The organism is Acetatifactor muris, from assembly GCF_024623325.1.
Lineage (GTDB): Bacteria > Bacillota > Clostridia > Lachnospirales > Lachnospiraceae > Acetatifactor > Acetatifactor muris.
In genome coordinates this window covers 1-18,751 of the sequence record NZ_JANJZD010000061.1, presented here as the reverse complement: position 1 = coordinate 18,751, position 18,751 = coordinate 1, and the positions used below count along the sequence as shown (strand labels likewise).

Below are 18,751 nucleotides of genomic sequence, written 5' to 3'. Positions count from 1 at the left end.
TTTTCAAGGCATAGTACCCACTATGTCCAATGTTTATGTCCATTTTTCTCAAATTTCTTTTCCTGCACGATATTCAGTTGTCAATCTTCGGTTGGAATCTCCTTTATTGAGATTCCGAGAAGTTATAATACATGCAGAACATGCTGCATGTACAGCGCTTCCCTTCTTACCATTTGTTCCATAAAATCCTCCTGTCCTGGCAGGAGCCTCACAGGCACAGTCCTGCCATATTTTGTTTTGTTCTGAGTAAATCGGCAGAATTTGCCTTGAATGTACAGATGACAGCATGTACGGTTCATCGAATACTCTTGATAAATATAGTGTACGATATTAAGGGACTGTTGTCAAGAAAAATTTATACTGAGCATATCATTCCAAATTCCATATAAAAACAGGGCAGCTGTCTCATCCTCAGCCACCCTGTATTTTTCTTTTCTTTATAGTTCGGAAATCTTAACCGGTCTGTGTTCTTCCACGGACTTTTTCGCCGCCAGCCCGATTTTCACCGACTGCATTCCGGCATGGATCCCCACCGGCACTTGTCCGCCGTTTTCACAGGCGTTCACAAACTGGCGCATTTCTTCCGAGAAGGACTCCATATATCTCTCCAGGAAGAAGAACAGCGGTTTCTCTCCGGTCACACCCTCCGCATTGGAAATAACAGCGGAAGAAAGGGTGTCGTTAGAGGTTGCCACCATGCCTTTGGAACCGAAAAGCTCTGCTCTCTGATCATATCCGTAAGCAGCACGTCTGGAATTGTCGATCACAGCCAGCGCTCCGTTGGCCATTTTCATGGTGATAATGGCGGTGTCCACATCTCCCTGCTCGCCGATGGCCGGATCCACCAGCACGGCAGACTGTACGTAGACTTCCTCCACATCACTGTTGGTAAGAAAACATGCCATATCAAAGTCATGAATGGTCATATCCAGGAACATGCCGCCGGATACTTTGATATATGCGGGATTGGGGGGCTCCGGATCTCTGGAGGTAATCTTCAGGATATGGGCCTCTCCGATCTTTCCTTCATCGTATGCCTTGCGCACCGCCGCAAAATTGTGATCAAACCGACGGTTAAATCCGACCTGGAACTTGCATTCCGGATGCGCCGCCAGGGCGTCTTCCACTGCTTTAATCTTATCCAGTGCATGATCCACAGGTTTCTCGCAGAATACATTTTTTCCTGCCTCGATGGCCTCGATGGATATGGACGCGTGGGTATCTGTGGACGAGCAAATCAGCACTGCGTCAATTTCCGGATCTTCCAGAATTTTTTTATAATCCTGATAAATCTTCTCTACCCCCATTCCCCGGATAAATTTCTCGGTCTCCTCATTCATAAAGGGGTCGGCCATGGCTTTTACAACCGCGTTCTTCACATGGTAGGTGATGGACTCCAAATGTACCTTTCCGATACGTCCTGCTCCGATAATGCCAATACGAATCATCTGTTTTTCCTCTCTTTCCTTTTTATAAATTGATGTCAGTTCCATTAATTTCGCGTTTAATTCACTAAGGGCGGCGGCGCCTGTTTTTTGCAGGTTTTTATATGAAATACCGCAGTCTGGTTTACCATTTTAGCATTCTGTATAGCCAACGCCCGGTTCGATATCTGTACCATACTGTTTAACCTGCTGAGAAACAGGCAGAGGAGGCCGGGAGCTCTTTTCGAAAGCACCAAGGGGTGCTTTTAGCAGAGAGGAAATCCACTGCCTACTGAAACTTAGGTGCGGTACTTTCGCGCCTTAGTTTCTGTTGGCAGTTAGTTCCCCGGCGCGTTACCCCGCCGAGGAAAGAGCTCCCGGCCTCCTCTGCCGTCCCTTTGCTTTAACCCTGACTTGCTGCAGAAACCCCAGCCTTAGGCGGCAGACCCCTGCAAATCCTTGCAGGAATCCCGGACTATAACAGCAGCCTTCCAGCAGAACATTACAGGGAATTTGCCTTCGGCTTCAGGATCATAAAAGTCCTCGCACAAAACACTGCTCGTTGTGTGTTAAACGCGAATATTCCCCTGTTAAATTCCAGCCTTCTCAGCAATATACTTTCTCGCCCTGATGGCGTATTCCAACGGATTTGCCACTGCCGGATCCTGCTCTGCCTCCACCAGCACATAGCCGCTGTAATCATGTTCCGCCAGCACATCGAAGATGGGACCGAAATCAATGCTGCCGTCCCCGGGCACCGTGAATGCGCCCAGACGCACGCCCTGGAGAAAACTTAAGCTCTCATCCTTTACCTTCTTCACCATTTCCGGACGGATATCCTTCAGATGCACATGTCTGACTCTGTGAATATGCTTTTTCAGCACCACCAGATAATCCTCACCGCAGTAAGCCAGATGGCCGCTGTCGAACAGAAGCCCCACCAGTTCCGGATCCGTGTTCTCCATCATCCGGTCGATTTCATCCGCAGTCTGCACCACCGTTCCCATGTGGTGATGGAAGGTCAGCGCAATTCCCTCTTCTCTGGCCACACGGCCCAGTTTGTTCAGTCCCGTGCACAACAGTTCCCACTCCCTGTCGTCCATCACATATTTCTCTGTGAATATGGCTTTGTCCGTCCCCTGAATGGAATGGCCCTGCTCGGAAACGCCTACCACTTTAGCTCCCATCTCTTTCAAGAAACGGATATGCTGGATAAATCCTTTTTCTGTCTCCTCATAAGGGGCAGTGGTCAGAAAGGTGGAATACCATGCGTTGCACACCTGAATTCCCCGAAGATCCAGTGCCTTTTTCAGCACAACCGTATCCTTCGGAAATTTGTTGCCCACTTCACAGCCCGTGAACCCGGCCAGAGCCATCTCCGACACACACTGTTCAAAGGTGTTCTCCGCTCCCAGATCCGGCATGTCATCATTGGTCCATGCGATGGGGGCGATTCCCAAATGTACTCTCTCTTTGCTTAACATCAATACTTCCTCTCTTTCTCCAGATTTTTCTGTCTGTTTTCAGTAACCGTTCAGTGACCTGTCCGGACTGTCACTGTTTTATATGTACTATGCACAGTTAAATACTTCTATATGATGCATGACATTTTCATACACCCCTGCAACCATGGCTTCACTCAATGCAAAATAATTGTGTGGTCCCTCTGTCTTCATATAAGAAGAAGCCTTTTTTGTCAGACAGTTGAAGCTTGCGGTTGCAATATTGACTTTCACTATCCCCAGAGAAATAGCCTGTCTGAAATCCTCATCGGTAATTCCGCTTCCACCGTGCAGAACCAGAGGAAGTCCGCCGGTCTCCCTGTGAATCTTCTCCAACACATCAAAAGCCAGTTTCGGAGCAACCGGATAGTTTCCATGGGCATTGCCGATTGCAACTGCCAGCGCGTCAACTCCAGTCCTCTCACAGAATTGTTTTGCGTCAAACGGATCTGTACATCTGATTCCATGGTCACAGCTTCCGTCTTCGCTTCCACCCACCAGTCCCAGCTCCGCTTCTACCGTTGCGTCATACTTTGCCGCCAGTTCCACCACCGCTTTCGTCCGTGCAATATTCTCTTCAAAAGGATATGTGGAACTGTCATACATAACCGATGTAAATCCCAGTTCCAGTGCTTTCTGTACAGTTTCCATGGTAAGTCCATGGTCCAAATGGACCGCCACATTCACCTTCGCTTCTCTGGCAGCCTGTATCATCATGGGCCCCATCAGGTGCAGCGGCGAATGCTTAAGCCGCACTTCTGCAATCTGCAATATAATCGGCGTATCCAGCTCTTCCGCCGCCTGAATTGCCCCTTTGACCATCTCCATATTGCCCACGCTGAAGGCTCCGACTCCTCTATGTTCCTTCTTCGCCTGCGTCAGCAGCGCTTTCATTGTAACCAATGCCATATATTTTCTCTCCTGCCTTACCAGAGGTTGCGATACATCTGTTCCACATCTGCCTGTGTGATTTCTCTCTGTGTGTTCTGCGGGCTGCCACTCTCCATGGCGTCATGCGCCATCTTGTCAATCACCCGGAAGAACTCCTCTTTGTTGATTCCGTACGCCTCCAGAGTGGGCGTTTCCAGCTCATCTGTAAGCGCCGTCACCGCCTTTAAGAATTTCTCACCTGCCACCTGATCAGAATCACTGCTTTCCGCTGCGCCGATAGCGCGGCCCAGCTCTGCAAATCTGTCATAGGCACCTTCCAGGGCAAATCCCAGACACTCTTTCATCAGCATTGCATTGGAAAGTCCGTGGGCCACATGGAACAATGCGCCGATGGGACGGCTCATACCGTGAATCAGGGTGACGCTTGCATTGTTAAACGCGATCCCCGCTTCCAGTGCCGCAATGGACATCTGCACTCTGGCTTCTTCATTCTGTCCGTCATGGAATGCCACAGGAAGATATCTGAAAATCCGTTTTACCGCTGACAGGGCAAAAGTATCGGACATCACCTGCGCTTTTCTGGAGGTATAAGCCTCCACCGCATGGCAAAGGGCATCCAGACCTGTTGCCGCCGTAATTTTAGGCGGTGCCGTCATGGTAAACTGAGGATCAATGATTGCCAGATCCGGCATCAGTACCTTTCCTTTCAGCAGCATTTTGATGTCCTTCTGTGTATCGGTAATAATGGTAAACTGGGTTGCTTCCGATCCTGTGCCTGCCGTGGTGGGAATGGCGATAATCGGCGGCATCTCCACATTGATTTCTTTGCCCATGTAGTCGGAAATGCTCCCTCCGTGAGCGACCAGGGAAGCGATCGCCTTCATGGAATCAATGGGGCTCCCTCCGCCCAGTGCGATCAGGAAGTCACAGTTTTCAGCCCTGTACTGCGCAAGGCCTGCATCGATCATTTTATCTGTGGGTTCCCCTGTAATCTCGGAATAGACAGAACAGGCAATCCCCTGATTCTTCAGAGCAGCCTCCAGCTTTCCACAATTTCCCAGCTGAATCATGACTTTATCTGTAACGATAAGCGCCTTCCTGCCAAACCGACTCAAAGAACTCTCTGCCATATCCAACGCTCCGGCGCCGTTTATTATCTGACCCGGTACAATAAATTCTCTTGCCATTTTGTAGCTCACGTCCTTTCTTAAATTTAGTTCCGCTGTTGTTCGTTCCACCGCTGTTGTCCGTTCAATGCCTTCTTACATTTTTAAAATTCCGCGTCATGCATCCAGACGTACCTCTCGTCTTCGCAGCGGTCTGTCTGCAGCCATGGGTTCCCTTCCAGATGGCGTATCATCCAGCAGGTATACATCTGGAATCCCGGCGCCACCGCCTGAGGATGAAGCTCTCCGCCGGGTATGGCCGAAAAGCTGTTGTTGACGCTCTTAAATACCTGGTCTCCCACAAAGCTGGCACCGAAACCTTCCGGCCGGTCAAATTTAAACAGATAGGTTTCCGGCTGGGGATGTCTGTGCGGCAGATACCCGGACCAGTTTCCTCTGTCGTTCAGCACCTCCCCAAGCACCATATTGGATTCCGGACAGATGTCATGGTCAAAGATGGTATTTACTCTTCGCTTTGCCACATTGCCGAATTTCCCCACACTGGAATATCCCCAGGGCGCATCCTCCGGCGCATGAAGGCGGCTTGCAAAGAGACGTTCATTCTGCGTGCACTGCACCAAAATCTCCGCCGCTTCTTCCGCAGTGACTTTTACCTTTTTCCCGCCGCATACATGCAGACACCAGGGACCTTCGGTAAACACGTCTTTTCTGGAGACGGTTTCCCTGTTTCCTTCCCATTCATATGTGATTTTCCCCGAAAGGAGAAGAACGGCCGTCTCCTCCCCCTCCCGGTCAAAATTTCTGGTTTCCCCCTGCTTCAGCCGGTAGACGCGGATATCCATCCGCATTTCTTTATAGTCGTTGTCATAAGTTGTAAGAATCATTTCTCCGGTCCCGTCAAAGACGGGATATCCAAAAACCTTACTCATATTTAGCCTCCTGAATTAAGTCGCTGCGCGACAGCTCTAAAGAGCAAAGTCACTTCATGCGCATGTCCTTTGCGACTTTACTATTTCAGTTCCGTCACCGCCCTCCAGTTCACACGCTCTTAGATTCCTTTCCGGTCGTTTATACCCGCCCGTAAAGGAATCTGTGCACTGTTCGGGCGGTTACTGTTTTCAGTTCCGTCACCGCCCTCCAGTACACACGCTCTTAGATTCCTTTCCGGTCGTTTATGCCCGCCCGTAAAGGAATCTGTGCACTGTTCGGGCGGTTACTGTTTTTTAATATGCCCTGGACTCGCTTCTTCCCTTTAAGACGCCTTCGCAGGCCTCTCTCACCGACGCTTTCTCAGAGGTGGTTGCAATGCCCACATTCCACCAGGATTCATAGCCGTCGGTCATGGTCTTGGGGAGCACTTTCAGGTCAAACAGGCACGCCGTTGTCTGCGTTTTGGCATCTTCAAGGGCTGCCTCCAGCTCTTCGATGGTTTTACAGGTATAGGATTTCAGACCATATCCTTCCGCCACTTTCGCATAGCTCACCGGAATCAGATCGCCGGTAGGCTTTTTGCCGTCTGTATAACGGAATTCCGTCGCAAGGCTTCCGATTCCATGATTCATTTCCAGATTATTGATGCATCCGAAACCGCAGTTGTCAAATACCAGAATATTTACCTTCTGCTTCTCCTGCATGATGGTCATGATCTCGCTGTGGAGCATCTGGAAACTGGAATCCCCCACCACACAGTAAACTTCCGCCTCCGGCTCGGCAAATTTGACGCCCAGGGTAGCAGCGATCTCATATCCCATGCAGGAATATCCGTACTCTGCGTGATACCCTCCCCGCTTATCTGTGGTCCACATTCTCTGCATACAGCTGGGAAGGGAGCCTCCCGCCGTAATGATTATCGCATTCTCATCAATGGTTCTGCGGATTGCCGCAAGGGCCGCCGTCTGTGTAATCTTTCCCTCTGTAAGCTTCACGAATTCCGGAATGGTTCTGGGATCTCTGGCTTTGATCATGGGCTCGAAATCCTCCCCGGTATAGGCGATACCGGACAGGCGCTCCATTTCCTCATCCCAGACTTTCTTCGCCTCCTGAATTTCCGTGGTATAGGCCGAATGATATCCCATTTTGCGCAGCTTATCTCCCAGGGCCTTCACTGTCGCCTTCGCATCGCCCACCGCTTTTACCGCATCCATCTTATAGGCATGGAATCTGCAGTTATTGATGGAGACAAATTTCACATTCCCATTCTGGAAGAGATGCTTGGAGCTGGTGGTAAAATCAGACATACGGGAACCGATGGAGATCACCACGTCCGCGTCCCTTCCGATCACATTGGACGCATAGGTTCCGGTGACACCAATGCCGCCCAGGCAATAAGGATGGCTGGAGACACATGCACTTTTCCCTGCCTGGGTCTCGCCGAAGGGAATCCCGAATTCCTGGCAGAACTGCTCCACTTCCTCCCCCGCATCAGAGTAGCGGACACCGCCGCCTACGATGACCAGAGGCTTCCTGGCCTGCGCTATCACCTGCGCCGCATCCTCCAGCTCTTCCTCCACCGCCGCCGGCCTGGTAATCCGATGTACCCTCTTTGCGAAGAAATATTCCGGATAGTCATAGGATTCTCCTTCCACATCCTGGGGCAGTGCAATACAGCATGCTCCGGTCTCCGCCGGGTCTGTGAGAACTCTCATGGCATTGATCAGCGCCGTCATCACCATCTCCGGTCTCGACACACGGTCCCAGTACTTGCAGACCGGTTTAAACGCATCGTTTGTGGACACTGCCAGCGAAGAGCTCTGCTCTAACTGCTGCAGCACCGGATCCGGCTGTCTGGAAGCAAACGTATCCGCCGGGAATACCAGCAGCGGAATGTTATTTACAGTGGCAGTCGCGCAGGCCGTCACCATATTTGCCGCGCCCGGTCCCACGGAAGAGGCGCATGCAATGATTTTCCTGCGCTGGTTCTGCTTTGCAAATGCGATGGCCACATGGCACATTCCCTGCTCGTTCCTTCCCTGCATGACCCGCAGCTGCCCGGGCTCACTGTCCAGAGCCTCGCCAAGCCCCACCGCAATGCCGTGCCCGAAAATGGTAAAAAATCCTTCTACAAATTTCGTCTCGATTCCGTCCATAGACACATACTGATTATCCAAAAACTTTACAATCGCCTGTGCGGTTGTCATTCTCATTGTCCCTGCCATTCTCCTGCTCCTCTCCTTCTTACACTCTGGCTATCATCTCGCCGAATTTTTCTTTTTCCTCTCTGATAAACGCGGCCACTTCCTCCGGATTCGGGAGATCATCCGAACAGTTGTTGCTGCGCACCATCATGGAAGCCTCTGCGGAACCAAATTCCAGACAGTCTATAATCTCCCACCCCTGGTACAGCCCATACAGGAACCCGGAACCATAACCGTCGCCGCCGCCGAATCCTTTTCTCGCCTCTACCGGGAAAGGTTTGATGCTGAAGCTCTGGCCGTCACAGGTATATGCCGTGGAGCCTTCCATTCCGTGCTTGATCACCACAATCTTCGCATTGTATTTCTGCCACAGCGCCGCGCTCTCTTTATCGTTCATCCCCGGCCGAATCAGCTTCTCTGTCAGGTCGAACTCCTCTCTGGACCCCATGATGATATCCGCCTCTTTGGCCACCATGGAGTAATAAACGGAAATCTCATCGCTGTTCTTCCAGTTATAGGCTCTGTAATCTATGTCAAAAATCACTTTCGTGTCGTTCTTCTTCGCCAGCATGACTGCCTTGATGGCCGCCTCTCTGGAAGGACTTTCCGCCAGGGAAGTTCCGGAGATCAGGATAGCCTTCGCATTTCTAATGTATGCTTCGTCGATATCATCCACATGAAGCTGCAGATCTGCGATACAGTTGCGGTACATCAATATGCTGCTCTCTTTGGAGGACAACATTTCCGTAAAGGTCAGGCCCAGCTTCTCCCCGCCGGTGCATCTGGTGATATGGGAAGTGTCAATGCCCTGCCCGTCAAAATACTCCACCACAAAATCTCCGAACTGGTCATCGGACACTTTGCCGATAAAGCCAGCCTTAAGGCCATGTCTGGTGACACCCACCGCAATGTTCGCCGGAGAGCCTCCCACAAACTTTTCAAACATATGTACTTTCTTCAGTGGCTTAAATTCCTCTTTCACCTGATCGTTATACGCCGGATTGAAATCGATTGCCACCCTGCCGAGAAGCACCAGATCCATTGGTCTTGATTCGTCAAACGTAATGTACTTCATGATTTCCCTCCATTTCTGGTTCTATGTCTGTCCGGCCCGTACCCACATACCAGCAGAGGATTTCCGGCCGCTTAGTGCCTGCGTTCATAAATTCTCTGGGGTACTGGTCAGACAGATCCTGTTTTCAGTTCTCTGATTCCTGCCCGCTCCGTCCGATTTTACAGGCTGCGTGCATCCTGTTTTTGCGTGCTTTCTGTATTTTTTCATGTGCTTTTATATTAGCACACTTCCAATGTATATTCAAGTTCTTCCTGGAAATATTATTCAGATTTTATATGCAAAGTCTGAAAAAACTGTGCTGTTGCCGCCATAATCCCAGAAGGTCGCAAGTTTACATTTTTGCGTGCTTTTTTATATTGCGTGCTTTTACTTATTATGTTATACTATGATTATTCTTTCAGATATTTTATTTTCAAAAAAGCCGCAGAGCCTTCAGAATTACAATGTCAAATTTTGTGGAATCCATCGTTTATGAAGATGACTGGCAGATTGCCATTCAGGTCGACGACGGAAAAAGGATATAAAATACAACAGTTCACTTTCTGACAGAAAAGGAGATTTTTATGGCAGTGACAATACAGCAGATTGCAGACGCGGCAGGGGTATCCAGAGGAACCGTGGACCGCGCGTTGAATCACCGGGGGCGGATTGCGCCCGAAGTGGCGGATCGAATCTACAGAATCGCAGAGGAAATGGGATATGTGCACAGGGCCAGGAAAAAGAATGCCGGAAGGAAAAGAAAAATCGGCGTCGTAACCCAGTTGTGTAAATCTTCCTTTATGCTGGAAATTAACCGGGGTATCCGGGAGGCGGGAGAGGAATTAAAGCACCGGGGAATAGAACTTCTGATAGAAGAGCGGGAATCTGTCGATGAAAATGAGCAGCTGGATGCCATCGACCGTCTGGTAGAACAGGGTATCTGCGCCCTGGCTGTCATGCCGGTGGACTGTGAGCTGATCAGGACCCGATTAAACAGCCTGGCTGTGGAAAAGAATCTCCCCATCGTAACCTTTAATTCTGATATCGTCGGGACAAAAAGGCTCTGTTTCGTGGGTATGGACAATCACCGCAGCGGACAGACCGCCGCCGGACTTTTACGCATGCTTACCGGCGGAGAGGGAAAGGTGCTGATCATCACCGGCCACTTCAGCAGCGCCCTGAACAACCAGCGCGTTGACGGATTTGTGGAAGAAGCAAAACGTATCTGCCCAAACCTGCAGATTGCCGGGGTACAGGCAAGCTTTAACGATACCCGGGAAGTAGAAAAAATTATCGAAAATGCGTTGTTGAATATATCCGGAATCAACGCCGTCTTCTCCGTATCGGGAGGGCAGGGGGGAATCGGACAGGCATTCGAAAAGCTGCGGCTGGAAAAGCGCCCCTTTGTGGTCATTTATGATCAGACACCAAAAAATGAGAAAATCATCGAGAGTGAACTCGCCGATTTTCTCATTGATCAGAACGGCTTTGAACAGGGGTATCGTCCCCCTTTTCTGCTGGCGAATTACCTGATGAAAGGACAGCTGCCCGAGACAGAATTCATGTATACGGATATTGTTATTAAGACAAAATATAATCTGTGAAGCCAGATTCTCCGTTCACTGTTCGTTTTACTGACTTGCGCCTTTCCAAAATTCCTCCATTGTTTTATTAAATTCCCGGGGCACATCCATATTAACGCAGTGTCCCGCATTTTCAAAAAGAACTACTGTACAATCGGGTTCACTGCTTTTCCATGCTTTTATGGCCTCTAATTCCATCGGGATATCAAACTTTCCGCATCCAATCAGCAGAGGATAATTCCTCTGCCCGGTTTTATACTTATTTACCATACGGTTAAGCGTTGCCAGAAACCTAAATGACTTTTTGGGAAAGAGCACATTCATGGCAAAAAAGTCATTTTGAGCCTGTGAAGTATATGCGGAAATTTTCCTGTTTGCTTTTGCGAACCATGTAACCGAAAAAAGCGCTTTCAACATCATCAGCTTCTGCCTGGCGCTGTTTTCATTTTTCAGCTTTGTGTCAAAATGATTGATGTCATATCCTCCAAAACAGGCCAGTGAGCTTACCGCACATGGATAGCGATTCGCAAAATCCTGTGCTAAAACCGCCCCCAATGAGACACCGACAATATGTACTTTCTCAATATTTTCCGCCTTTAAGATGTCGAATATCCAATTTGCCATCTTGTCTATCGTATCCCCTTTTTGCGTGTCCGTCGACTGTCCGTGACCAATGATGTCAACAGCCAGCATATTATATTTATTCTCAAAATATGCAAACTGTGCCTTGAACATATTGTGATTGACGAAAGCGGCGTGAATAAAAAGGATCCACTCGACCTGCCCGGTTCTGCTTACAAAATATGTAATTGGTGAATTGGCTGACTTTATTTGCTTCATTGTTTCATTCCTCATTTCATCAGGACGTTCTGATACCAGTCGACATTGAATTTCACTCCTTCCGTACTTTCCCGTCTGCCTTTTTGCCTTTTTTCTTTTTCTTGTTCTTCTGAGGCTTCACTTCCCTCTCAATATCATAGACGTCACGCTCCTCCACACCTTTGCTGTATTCTCTCAGCTCCGGCAGTACCGCATGGTCCTCTTCCTCCTGTTCTTCCGGCTCTTCCATCAGTTCCGGATCCATAAGCTGCCGGAGTATTTCCTTCTCCTCCGGCTCCTCTTCCCGCAGTGTTTCCTCATTTTCCACATCCGGCTCTTCCTGTCTGCGCTTTTTCCCGGCGGATTTCTCCTTCTTATCCGACTTGTCTTCTTTTGTGCCTTCTTTTCCGGTTTTTTTCTTACGGCGCTCTTTTCCCTTTCCGGATGCGGAGGAGGCTTCCGGCTCCCGTCCGGGCACTGGGACGGCTTCCTCCTCCGATATCAATGCCTCTTCTGCCTCTGATACCACAGAGTCTTCCACTGCTGTTGTACCTTCTGCTGTTATGTCTTCTGCTGTCTTGACTTCAACTGTTTCAGGAAGTGCTGCGATTCCCCATTGCGCTTCCTCATCTTCCTGCTCCTGCGTTTCTTCCTGCGTTTTCGCGCTTCCTTTTTCTTCTGACTCCTTTTTTTCTGCTGCATCCTTCTCTTCTACGAGACTTTTCTTCTCTTCGGCATCCTTTTGGGGACTATCTTCCTTTTCGGAAAGCTCTGAACCCGCGGAAAAATCTGCAGCAGACTCCGCCTCCGCGGCCTCCTTCCCCCAGGACTGACTCAAAGCCCTCTCCTCTGCCTCTCCCCTGAAGTCCGACAGCCCATCCTCCGAGACATTCTGCTCTTCCTCAGGCTGCACTTCTTCCGAATTCTCCCCATTTTCCAGCTCCGGCAATCCTTCCGCCGCTTCTGGCAGCCCATCCCCCTCTTCCGGTCGCTTTCCAAAAGGGATACTGCCCGACAGCACCAGGGCCGCCTTCGCGCTGACAGGCCCCACCATCTCATAGAGCACGGAGGAAGACAGAATAATAGTCAGCATCATGTTCCCTGTCTCCGGCGGCAGCATTCTCTGTCCCAGAAATGCCAGACCGATAGCAACACCGGCCTGGGGGATCAGGGCGAACCCCATATAATTTCTAATCTGCCTGCTGGTTTTCGTAAAAAGGCAGCTTAGATATGTACCCATGTATTTCCCCACAATGCGAATGACAAAATAACTTACACCGATGGCCCCTACCGTCTTCAGGGCGTTCAGGTCCAGATTCATTCCCGACACAATGAAGAACACGGACATAACCGGCGGCGTAAAGCTGTTGATCTGCCGGAACAGCTTTTTATCCCTGGTCAGGTTGATGTAGACAGCGCCGAACACCATGCAGGACAGCAGAGGTGAGATATCGATGGCCGCACAGATTCCGCTTAATCCCAGCAGCATGGCAATGGCAAGAATCAGCCGGTTGTCCTTGCTTCTGGCCGGAATCAACAGTCGGCTCAGGAAATATCCGCAGAAGATACCCAGCACAATCACCAGTAAATTATAAGCCACAGGAATCAGAAGATCATGTGCGGAAAATCCTCCTGCCGCGTTCCCGTTGATCATGGCTGTCACAATGCTGAAAGCCAGCAGACAGACCACATCATCCAGGGCCACAATCTGCAGCAGCGTATCCACAAATTCCCCCTTTGCCTTATACTGATTGATGGTCATCATGGTGCTGGCAGGAGCTGTGGCCGTTGCGATAGCCCCCAGTATCAGCGCGAATTCCCAGTTCAGGTTAAAGATAAATTTCAGGCAGAGCGTCACCAGAACCCCGGCGGCCAGCGCCTCACTGATGGTGATGATAATAATACGTTTTCCTGTCCGCATGAGCACTTCTTTTTTGAAAAATTTACCCACGCCGAAGGCGATAAAAGACAGCGCCAGGTCACTGACAAAACTCATCCCGTCAATCACAGGCGCCGGAATAAAATTAAAGCAGCAGGGGCCAATGAGAATACCCGCCAGAATGTAGCCGCTCACCTTCGGCATGTTCAAAGTATTGGTCATCCTTGTCAGGATAAATCCCGAGAACAAAATAATAGAGAGAGACAGTAAGATTTCTGTCTCTCCATTCAACTGCGATAAAAATTCCACTACGTTCATTTACGCCTCTCCCATACTGATTCAATTGATGCGGCAGTTCCGCAATCTGTCCAGACTGCCGCCGATTTTGCCGTTCCCTGCCGGAAATAGCCTTTCGATTTATTATACCTTGATTTACCGGATAATTTCCAGCTGTTTTTCTTTATTTTTTCCGTCTGAGACTATGTGAATTTTTACCTGAGCCCGAATCTGAGCATTGCCCGTGTGCATTCTTATATGCCGCCCCCGGCACCCCCTACGCTTCCACATAGTCTCTGTAGTCCGCCTCGCTGGCAAAGAGGATATATCTGCCTTCCACCAGTCCCATGTACCCGTCCGATGTATGATATCCTTTCATTCTGCATTACCTCCTGTTCAAAATCAGATTTGTTCTGTTCTGAAACAGAAGATACCATTTTTTGAGGTCTATAAAAATGCCTTAAAGTGCTTCCTCCACCCGAAGAATCTTCATTTCTTCCAGGAGTTCCTCCGTTTTGCCCAAAAGCAGCTCGGCATCCTTCTCAATCAGGCCCGTCTTCTTGTATTTCAGCGTAAAAAATGGCTTTCCATATCCTGTAAAAGCAAGAGTCGGCCCGTATTTTCTCAGTAAATCAGGTACCTTTGCCGGATTCAGGTCCGCATCCGGCCGGAAAGTCACGGCAATTTTCTCGTTCTTTCCCTTGATATCCGTTATATACAGTTCATGTGCGGCCACCCGAATCAGCGCGATTCGCAGCAGATTGTCCACGGATTTCGGAATCTCTCCAAATCGGTCCAGCAACTCGTCTTTCATATCATCCCGCTCCTTCGGATTCTCAATCCCCGCAATTCTTTTGTATATATCCAGCTTCTGTACTTCATTTACAATGTAGGTCGGCGGAATAAAGGCATCCACATCCAGATCGATCATGGTGGGAAAGTCCTCCAGAGCCTTACCGCCCTTCAGCGTATGCACGGCTTCCCCCAGCATCTTGCAGTACAGATCATATCCGACCGCCTCCATATGCCCGTGCTGGCGCACTCCCAGCAGATTTCCCGCGCCTCTGATCTCCAGGTCCCGCATGGCAATCTTGAAACCGCTGCCCAGATCCGTGAATTCCCGGATAGCCGACAACCTTTTTTCCGCCACTTCCTTCAGCATCTTGTCTCTTCTGTACATCAGAAACGCATAGGCAGTCCGGTTGGAACGTCCCACCCGGCCCCTGAGCTGGTAAAGCTGCGACAATCCCAGATTGTCGGAATCATGAATAATCATGGTATTCACATTGGGAATATCCAGTCCCGTCTCTATGATGGTGGTGGACACCAGCACGTCGATTTCCCCGTTGATAAAGTTAAACATGATCTTTTCCAGCTCATGCTCCTTCATCTGACCGTGGGCATAGGACACGGCCGCCTCCGGCAGCAGCGCCGCAATCTGCGCTGTCACATCGGCGATATTATTCACACGATTGTATACATAATATACCTGGCCGCCTCTGGCCAGTTCCCGGGAAATGGCCTCCCGCACCAGTTCGTCGTTGTACTCGCACACAAAGGTCTGTATAGGCTGCCGGTCTCCGGGGGGCTCCTCCAGGACGCTCATATCCCGGATTCCGATGAGGCTCATGTGAAGGGTCCGGGGAATGGGCGTGGCCGTCAGTGTCAGCACATCCACATTTTCCTTCAGCTTCTTAATCTTCTCCTTGTGCGTCACCCCGAACCGCTGCTCCTCGTCGATAATCAGCAGCCCCAGGTCCTTGAACTGTACATCCGCCGACAGCACTCTGTGAGTGCCGATGACGATATCCACCTGGCCCTTCACCAAATCCGTCACTGTCTTTTTCATCTCCCCGGGCGTGCGAAACCGACTCATCAAATCCACCCGGATAGGATAATCCTTCATACGCTGGACAAAAGTGGTGTAATGCTGCTGGGCCAGAATGGTGGTGGGCACCAGATACACTACCTGCTTGCCCTCCTGCACAGCTTTGAACGCCGCCCGGATGGCAATCTCCGTCTTGCCGTAACCCACATCGCCGCAGATCAGACGGTCCATAATCTTCGTACTTTCCATATCCGCTTTCGTGTCCGCAATGGCAGTCATCTGATCCTCCGTCTCCTCAAAGGGAAACATTTCCTCGAATTCCCGCTGCCATACCGTATCCTTTTCAAACTGATACCCCTGGCTCTGCTGTCTCAAAGCATACAGCTCCACCAGGTCGTGGGCCACCTCGCTGACGGCGCTGCGGACCTTCGTTTTGGTCCGTTCCCACTCTTTTGAGCCCAGCTTGTTCAGCTTCGGTTTCCTGGCATCCGCGGAGGCATATTTCTGGATGATGTCAAGTCCGGTGGCCAGCACATAGAGGTTCCCTCCATCCCTGTACTCAATCTTGATGTAGTCCTTGACCACACCCTCCATCTCCACCTTCTCAATTCCCTGATAAATCCCCAGGCCGTGGCTCTCGTGCACCACATAATCTCCCACCTTCAGCTCATTGAAATCCTTGATTTTCTGCCCCTGGTAGAGTTTCTTCGCCTTTTTCTTCTTTTTCTCCGCACCGAAAATGTCCGTCTCCGACAGCACCACAAATTTCAGCATGGGATACTCAAAGCCCTTGTTTACATGGCCATAACAGGTGACTACCTCCCCCGGCAGCACTTCCCGCATGGGGTCCTCCGTGTATACCGCCGAAATCTCCTGATCCCGCAGATCTTCCGCCAGACGCTTTGCCCTGGTCCGGGACCCGGACAGCAGGAGAACCCGGTAGCCATTCTTTTTAAACAATTTCAGGTCTCTTACCAGCGCTTCGAAGCTGTTGTTATAAGGCGCCACATTTCTTGCCGCAATATCCGTCTTTACATCGGCCCTGAAATATCCCCTTGTCTCCATGGTGGACAGCGTAATCACGCTGCCCGTCAGCAGGGCCGCGGCCACCTGCTCTCCGCCGTACAGAATATCCATCTGGCCGGGCAGAACATATCCCTTTTCCGCGCGCTGTGCCATACTCTCCCGAAATTCCAGCTCCACGGCTTCCGCCTGCTCCTTCACCCGCCCGGGCTCCTCCACGAAAAACAAAGGCCGGCCTCTTCCTGCCCTCCCGCCTTCCTCCGCTGTCAGACGCGTCAGCAGCTCCGGCAGGGTCACCGTATCTTCATAGAAATAGCGGATATATCCTTCCAGATTTACTTTGCTTTTAAACTCCAGCAGCTCTTCCTTCAGCTCCTTCACCTGCACCGCAATCCGATGTGCCTCCTCGGTGCGGAAGGAATCCCGGAACAGCTTCTCCTGCTTTTTCCCCTCTTCTTCCAGCCTTTTCAGTCCTCTGCGGATTCTCTCCTCCTCCAGCACGAACTCTGTGGCCGGAAAAAGGGAAATTCCCTCCAGATTCTCAATGGAGCGCTGACTCAGGATATCAAAGCTGCGGATGGACTCCACTTCGTCTCCCCAGAGTTCGATGCGATAAGGATTCTCTTCTGTCAGGTCGAAAATGTCCACAATGCCGCCCCGGACGGAGAACTGTCCCGGACTTTCCACCTGATAAGTCTTCTCATACCCCATGTCCACCAGACGCCTGTACAGCTTTTTTTCATCCAGAGATTTCCCTTTTTCCACATCGATGACATCCTTCTCCCTGTCCCACACAGCCTGAGGCGTCATCAGCGCCGCATACGTGGTAACAATGGTCACAGGCTTCCGTTCCATCAGTCTGCGCAGCACCTTCACCCGCTCCCTGACCAGCTGATTCCCGTGAATATCCGCCTGGAAAAAAATCAGGTCCTTTGCCGGATACAATATGACGTTCCTGTCGTAAAATCTGTATTCCTCGAAAAGTTCCTTCGCCCGCAAATCACTGTAAGTGACGATGACCTTTATCCGAAAGCCATCGCCCAGTCCGTAAATCATATGCAGTTTCTGGGAATCCACACAGCCGGTCAGCGCAGCGGCCGCATTCTCTCCCCGCCCTGTCCCTTTTCTGATGGCATCCCTGATATTGCCGAATTCCGCCAGCTCCTGCAGCGGTGCCAGTAGTGCCTGCATGTTCTGCCTCCTCGCATAATAAGCCTGATTTGATTCAATGTCCCGGGAAGGAATCCGCCGCCTTGTCTGTTGCCGGTTCCGGCTGCTTTTTCACCTTCCGTTCTTCCTTCTTCCCGCCGTTATAGCAATTCATAGCGGCATCCGGCCCCTCCGAAATGATCATGTAAATGGCATCCGCAGCCCGCTCCGCCGCTTCCTCCACAACCTCCATGTCCTTCTGCGAAAATTTTCCAAGCACATAATCGGCCAGATCCCAGCCCCTGGGCTTCTCCCCCACACCCATCTTCACCCGGATGAAGCTGTCATGCCCCAGATGTGCGATGATATTTTTCAGTCCGTTATGTCCTCCTGCGCTTCCCTTCCTGCGAATCCTTATCTGCCCAGGTTCCAGACTGACATCATCGGAAACCACAATCAGCTCCGAAGTCTCGTCCACCTTGTAATAATCAATCATCTGCCGGACACACTCTCCGCTGAGATTCATATAGGTCAGAGGCTTGGCCAGGATGCACTTCTGCCCGGCGATAACTCCCTTCCCGATAATCGCTCTGTGCTTCTTCTCCAGCACGGAAATGTTCTCCTTCTCCGCCAGCTTCTCCACCACACCGAATCCTACATTGTGCCGGGTTCCGGCATATTCCCTGCCGGGATTCCCAAGTCCCACTATGATATACATTTTATTACTCCCTTACTTTTCTCTGTTCCTGCTATTTCAATTGCCGCAGGCAGTTCACGGAACCACATCGCGAACCCTATAGTCATTATAGGCTTTTTTCTTATTTATCGTCAAGTTGATTTCCTTTCCCTGGATAGAAACAGACGACAAATCTCCGCACAAAACGCCTCTGACATCTTTCTGATTCCATATCCATCTGACAATAAACTTTTCCGGCAATCGAGTAGGAGGTAGGCGATTATTTCGCCTACCGACCTCTCACACCACCGTGCGTACCGTTCGGTACACGGCGGTTCAATCAACTTAACATGTTCCACACCTTACGGTGTAGTAGTCTAACATAG

The 18,751-nt window shown here is 50.4% G+C and carries 12 protein-coding genes; 1 reads left to right on the top strand and 11 read right to left on the bottom strand.

From position 1 onward, the window contains the following. Nucleotides 1–437 precede the first annotated feature (437 nt). The 7 genes from iolG to iolC all read right to left on the bottom strand — a co-directional run bounded on the left by iolG (nt 438) and on the right by iolC (nt 9,153). Nucleotides 438–1,448 carry an inositol 2-dehydrogenase gene (gene iolG / locus NSB25_RS27790; RefSeq protein ID WP_103242510.1) on the bottom strand — a complete coding sequence of 337 codons (1,011 nt, stop codon included), beginning with the start codon at nt 1,446–1,448 and terminating at the stop codon, nt 438–440. 566 nt (nt 1,449–2,014) lie between these two features. After that, a complete protein-coding gene (gene iolE, locus NSB25_RS27785; RefSeq protein ID WP_103242500.1) occupies nt 2,015–2,908 on the bottom strand; it encodes a myo-inosose-2 dehydratase in 894 nt (297 codons plus the stop codon). An 87-nt stretch (nt 2,909–2,995) separates the two neighbouring features. Beyond that, entirely contained in the window at nt 2,996–3,835 is an 840-nt protein-coding gene (locus tag NSB25_RS27780; protein ID WP_103242501.1) for a class II fructose-bisphosphate aldolase, read from the bottom strand. Between the two features lie 17 nt (nt 3,836–3,852). Then, nucleotides 3,853–5,004 (bottom strand): iron-containing alcohol dehydrogenase, encoded by a 1,152-nt coding sequence (locus NSB25_RS27775; RefSeq protein ID WP_103242502.1) that lies wholly within the window; start codon nt 5,002–5,004, stop codon nt 3,853–3,855. Nucleotides 5,005–5,087: 83 nt separating this feature from the next. Continuing rightward, on the bottom strand, nt 5,088–5,873 hold the full coding sequence (locus tag NSB25_RS27770; RefSeq protein ID WP_103242503.1) for a 5-deoxy-glucuronate isomerase: 786 nt from the start codon (nt 5,871–5,873) through the stop codon (nt 5,088–5,090). 294 nt (nt 5,874–6,167) lie between these two features. Further along, nucleotides 6,168–8,099, bottom strand: coding sequence for a 3D-(3,5/4)-trihydroxycyclohexane-1,2-dione acylhydrolase (decyclizing) (gene iolD / locus NSB25_RS27765; protein WP_103242504.1), 1,932 nt, complete (start codon nt 8,097–8,099; stop codon nt 6,168–6,170). A 19-nt stretch (nt 8,100–8,118) separates the two neighbouring features. After that, the gene (gene iolC / locus NSB25_RS27760) at nt 8,119–9,153 is read right to left on the bottom strand and encodes a 5-dehydro-2-deoxygluconokinase (RefSeq protein WP_103242505.1); all 1,035 of its coding nucleotides are present in this window, start codon (nt 9,151–9,153) and stop codon (nt 8,119–8,121) included. 563 nt (nt 9,154–9,716) lie between these two features. Between iolC and NSB25_RS27755 the strand changes: the two genes are divergently transcribed. Continuing rightward, entirely contained in the window at nt 9,717–10,736 is a 1,020-nt protein-coding gene (locus NSB25_RS27755; RefSeq protein WP_103242506.1) for a LacI family DNA-binding transcriptional regulator, read from the top strand. A 27-nt stretch (nt 10,737–10,763) separates the two neighbouring features. Here the strand turns inward: NSB25_RS27755 and NSB25_RS27750 are convergent, their stop codons facing one another. The 4 genes from NSB25_RS27750 to pth form a co-directional block, all read right to left on the bottom strand. After that, nucleotides 10,764–11,555 (bottom strand): alpha/beta fold hydrolase, encoded by a 792-nt coding sequence (locus NSB25_RS27750; protein WP_103242507.1) that lies wholly within the window; start codon nt 11,553–11,555, stop codon nt 10,764–10,766. Between the two features lie 52 nt (nt 11,556–11,607). Then, a complete protein-coding gene (locus NSB25_RS27745) occupies nt 11,608–13,731 on the bottom strand; it encodes a cation:proton antiporter domain-containing protein (protein WP_242982630.1) in 2,124 nt (707 codons plus the stop codon). A 418-nt stretch (nt 13,732–14,149) separates the two neighbouring features. Continuing rightward, nucleotides 14,150–17,731, bottom strand: a complete 3,582-nt coding sequence (gene mfd, locus NSB25_RS27740; RefSeq protein WP_103242508.1) for a transcription-repair coupling factor — start codon at nt 17,729–17,731, stop codon at nt 14,150–14,152. Between the two features lie 34 nt (nt 17,732–17,765). Next, nucleotides 17,766–18,407, bottom strand: coding sequence for an aminoacyl-tRNA hydrolase (gene pth, locus NSB25_RS27735; protein ID WP_103242509.1), 642 nt, complete (start codon nt 18,405–18,407; stop codon nt 17,766–17,768). Between the last annotated feature and the right edge of the window lie 344 nt (nt 18,408–18,751).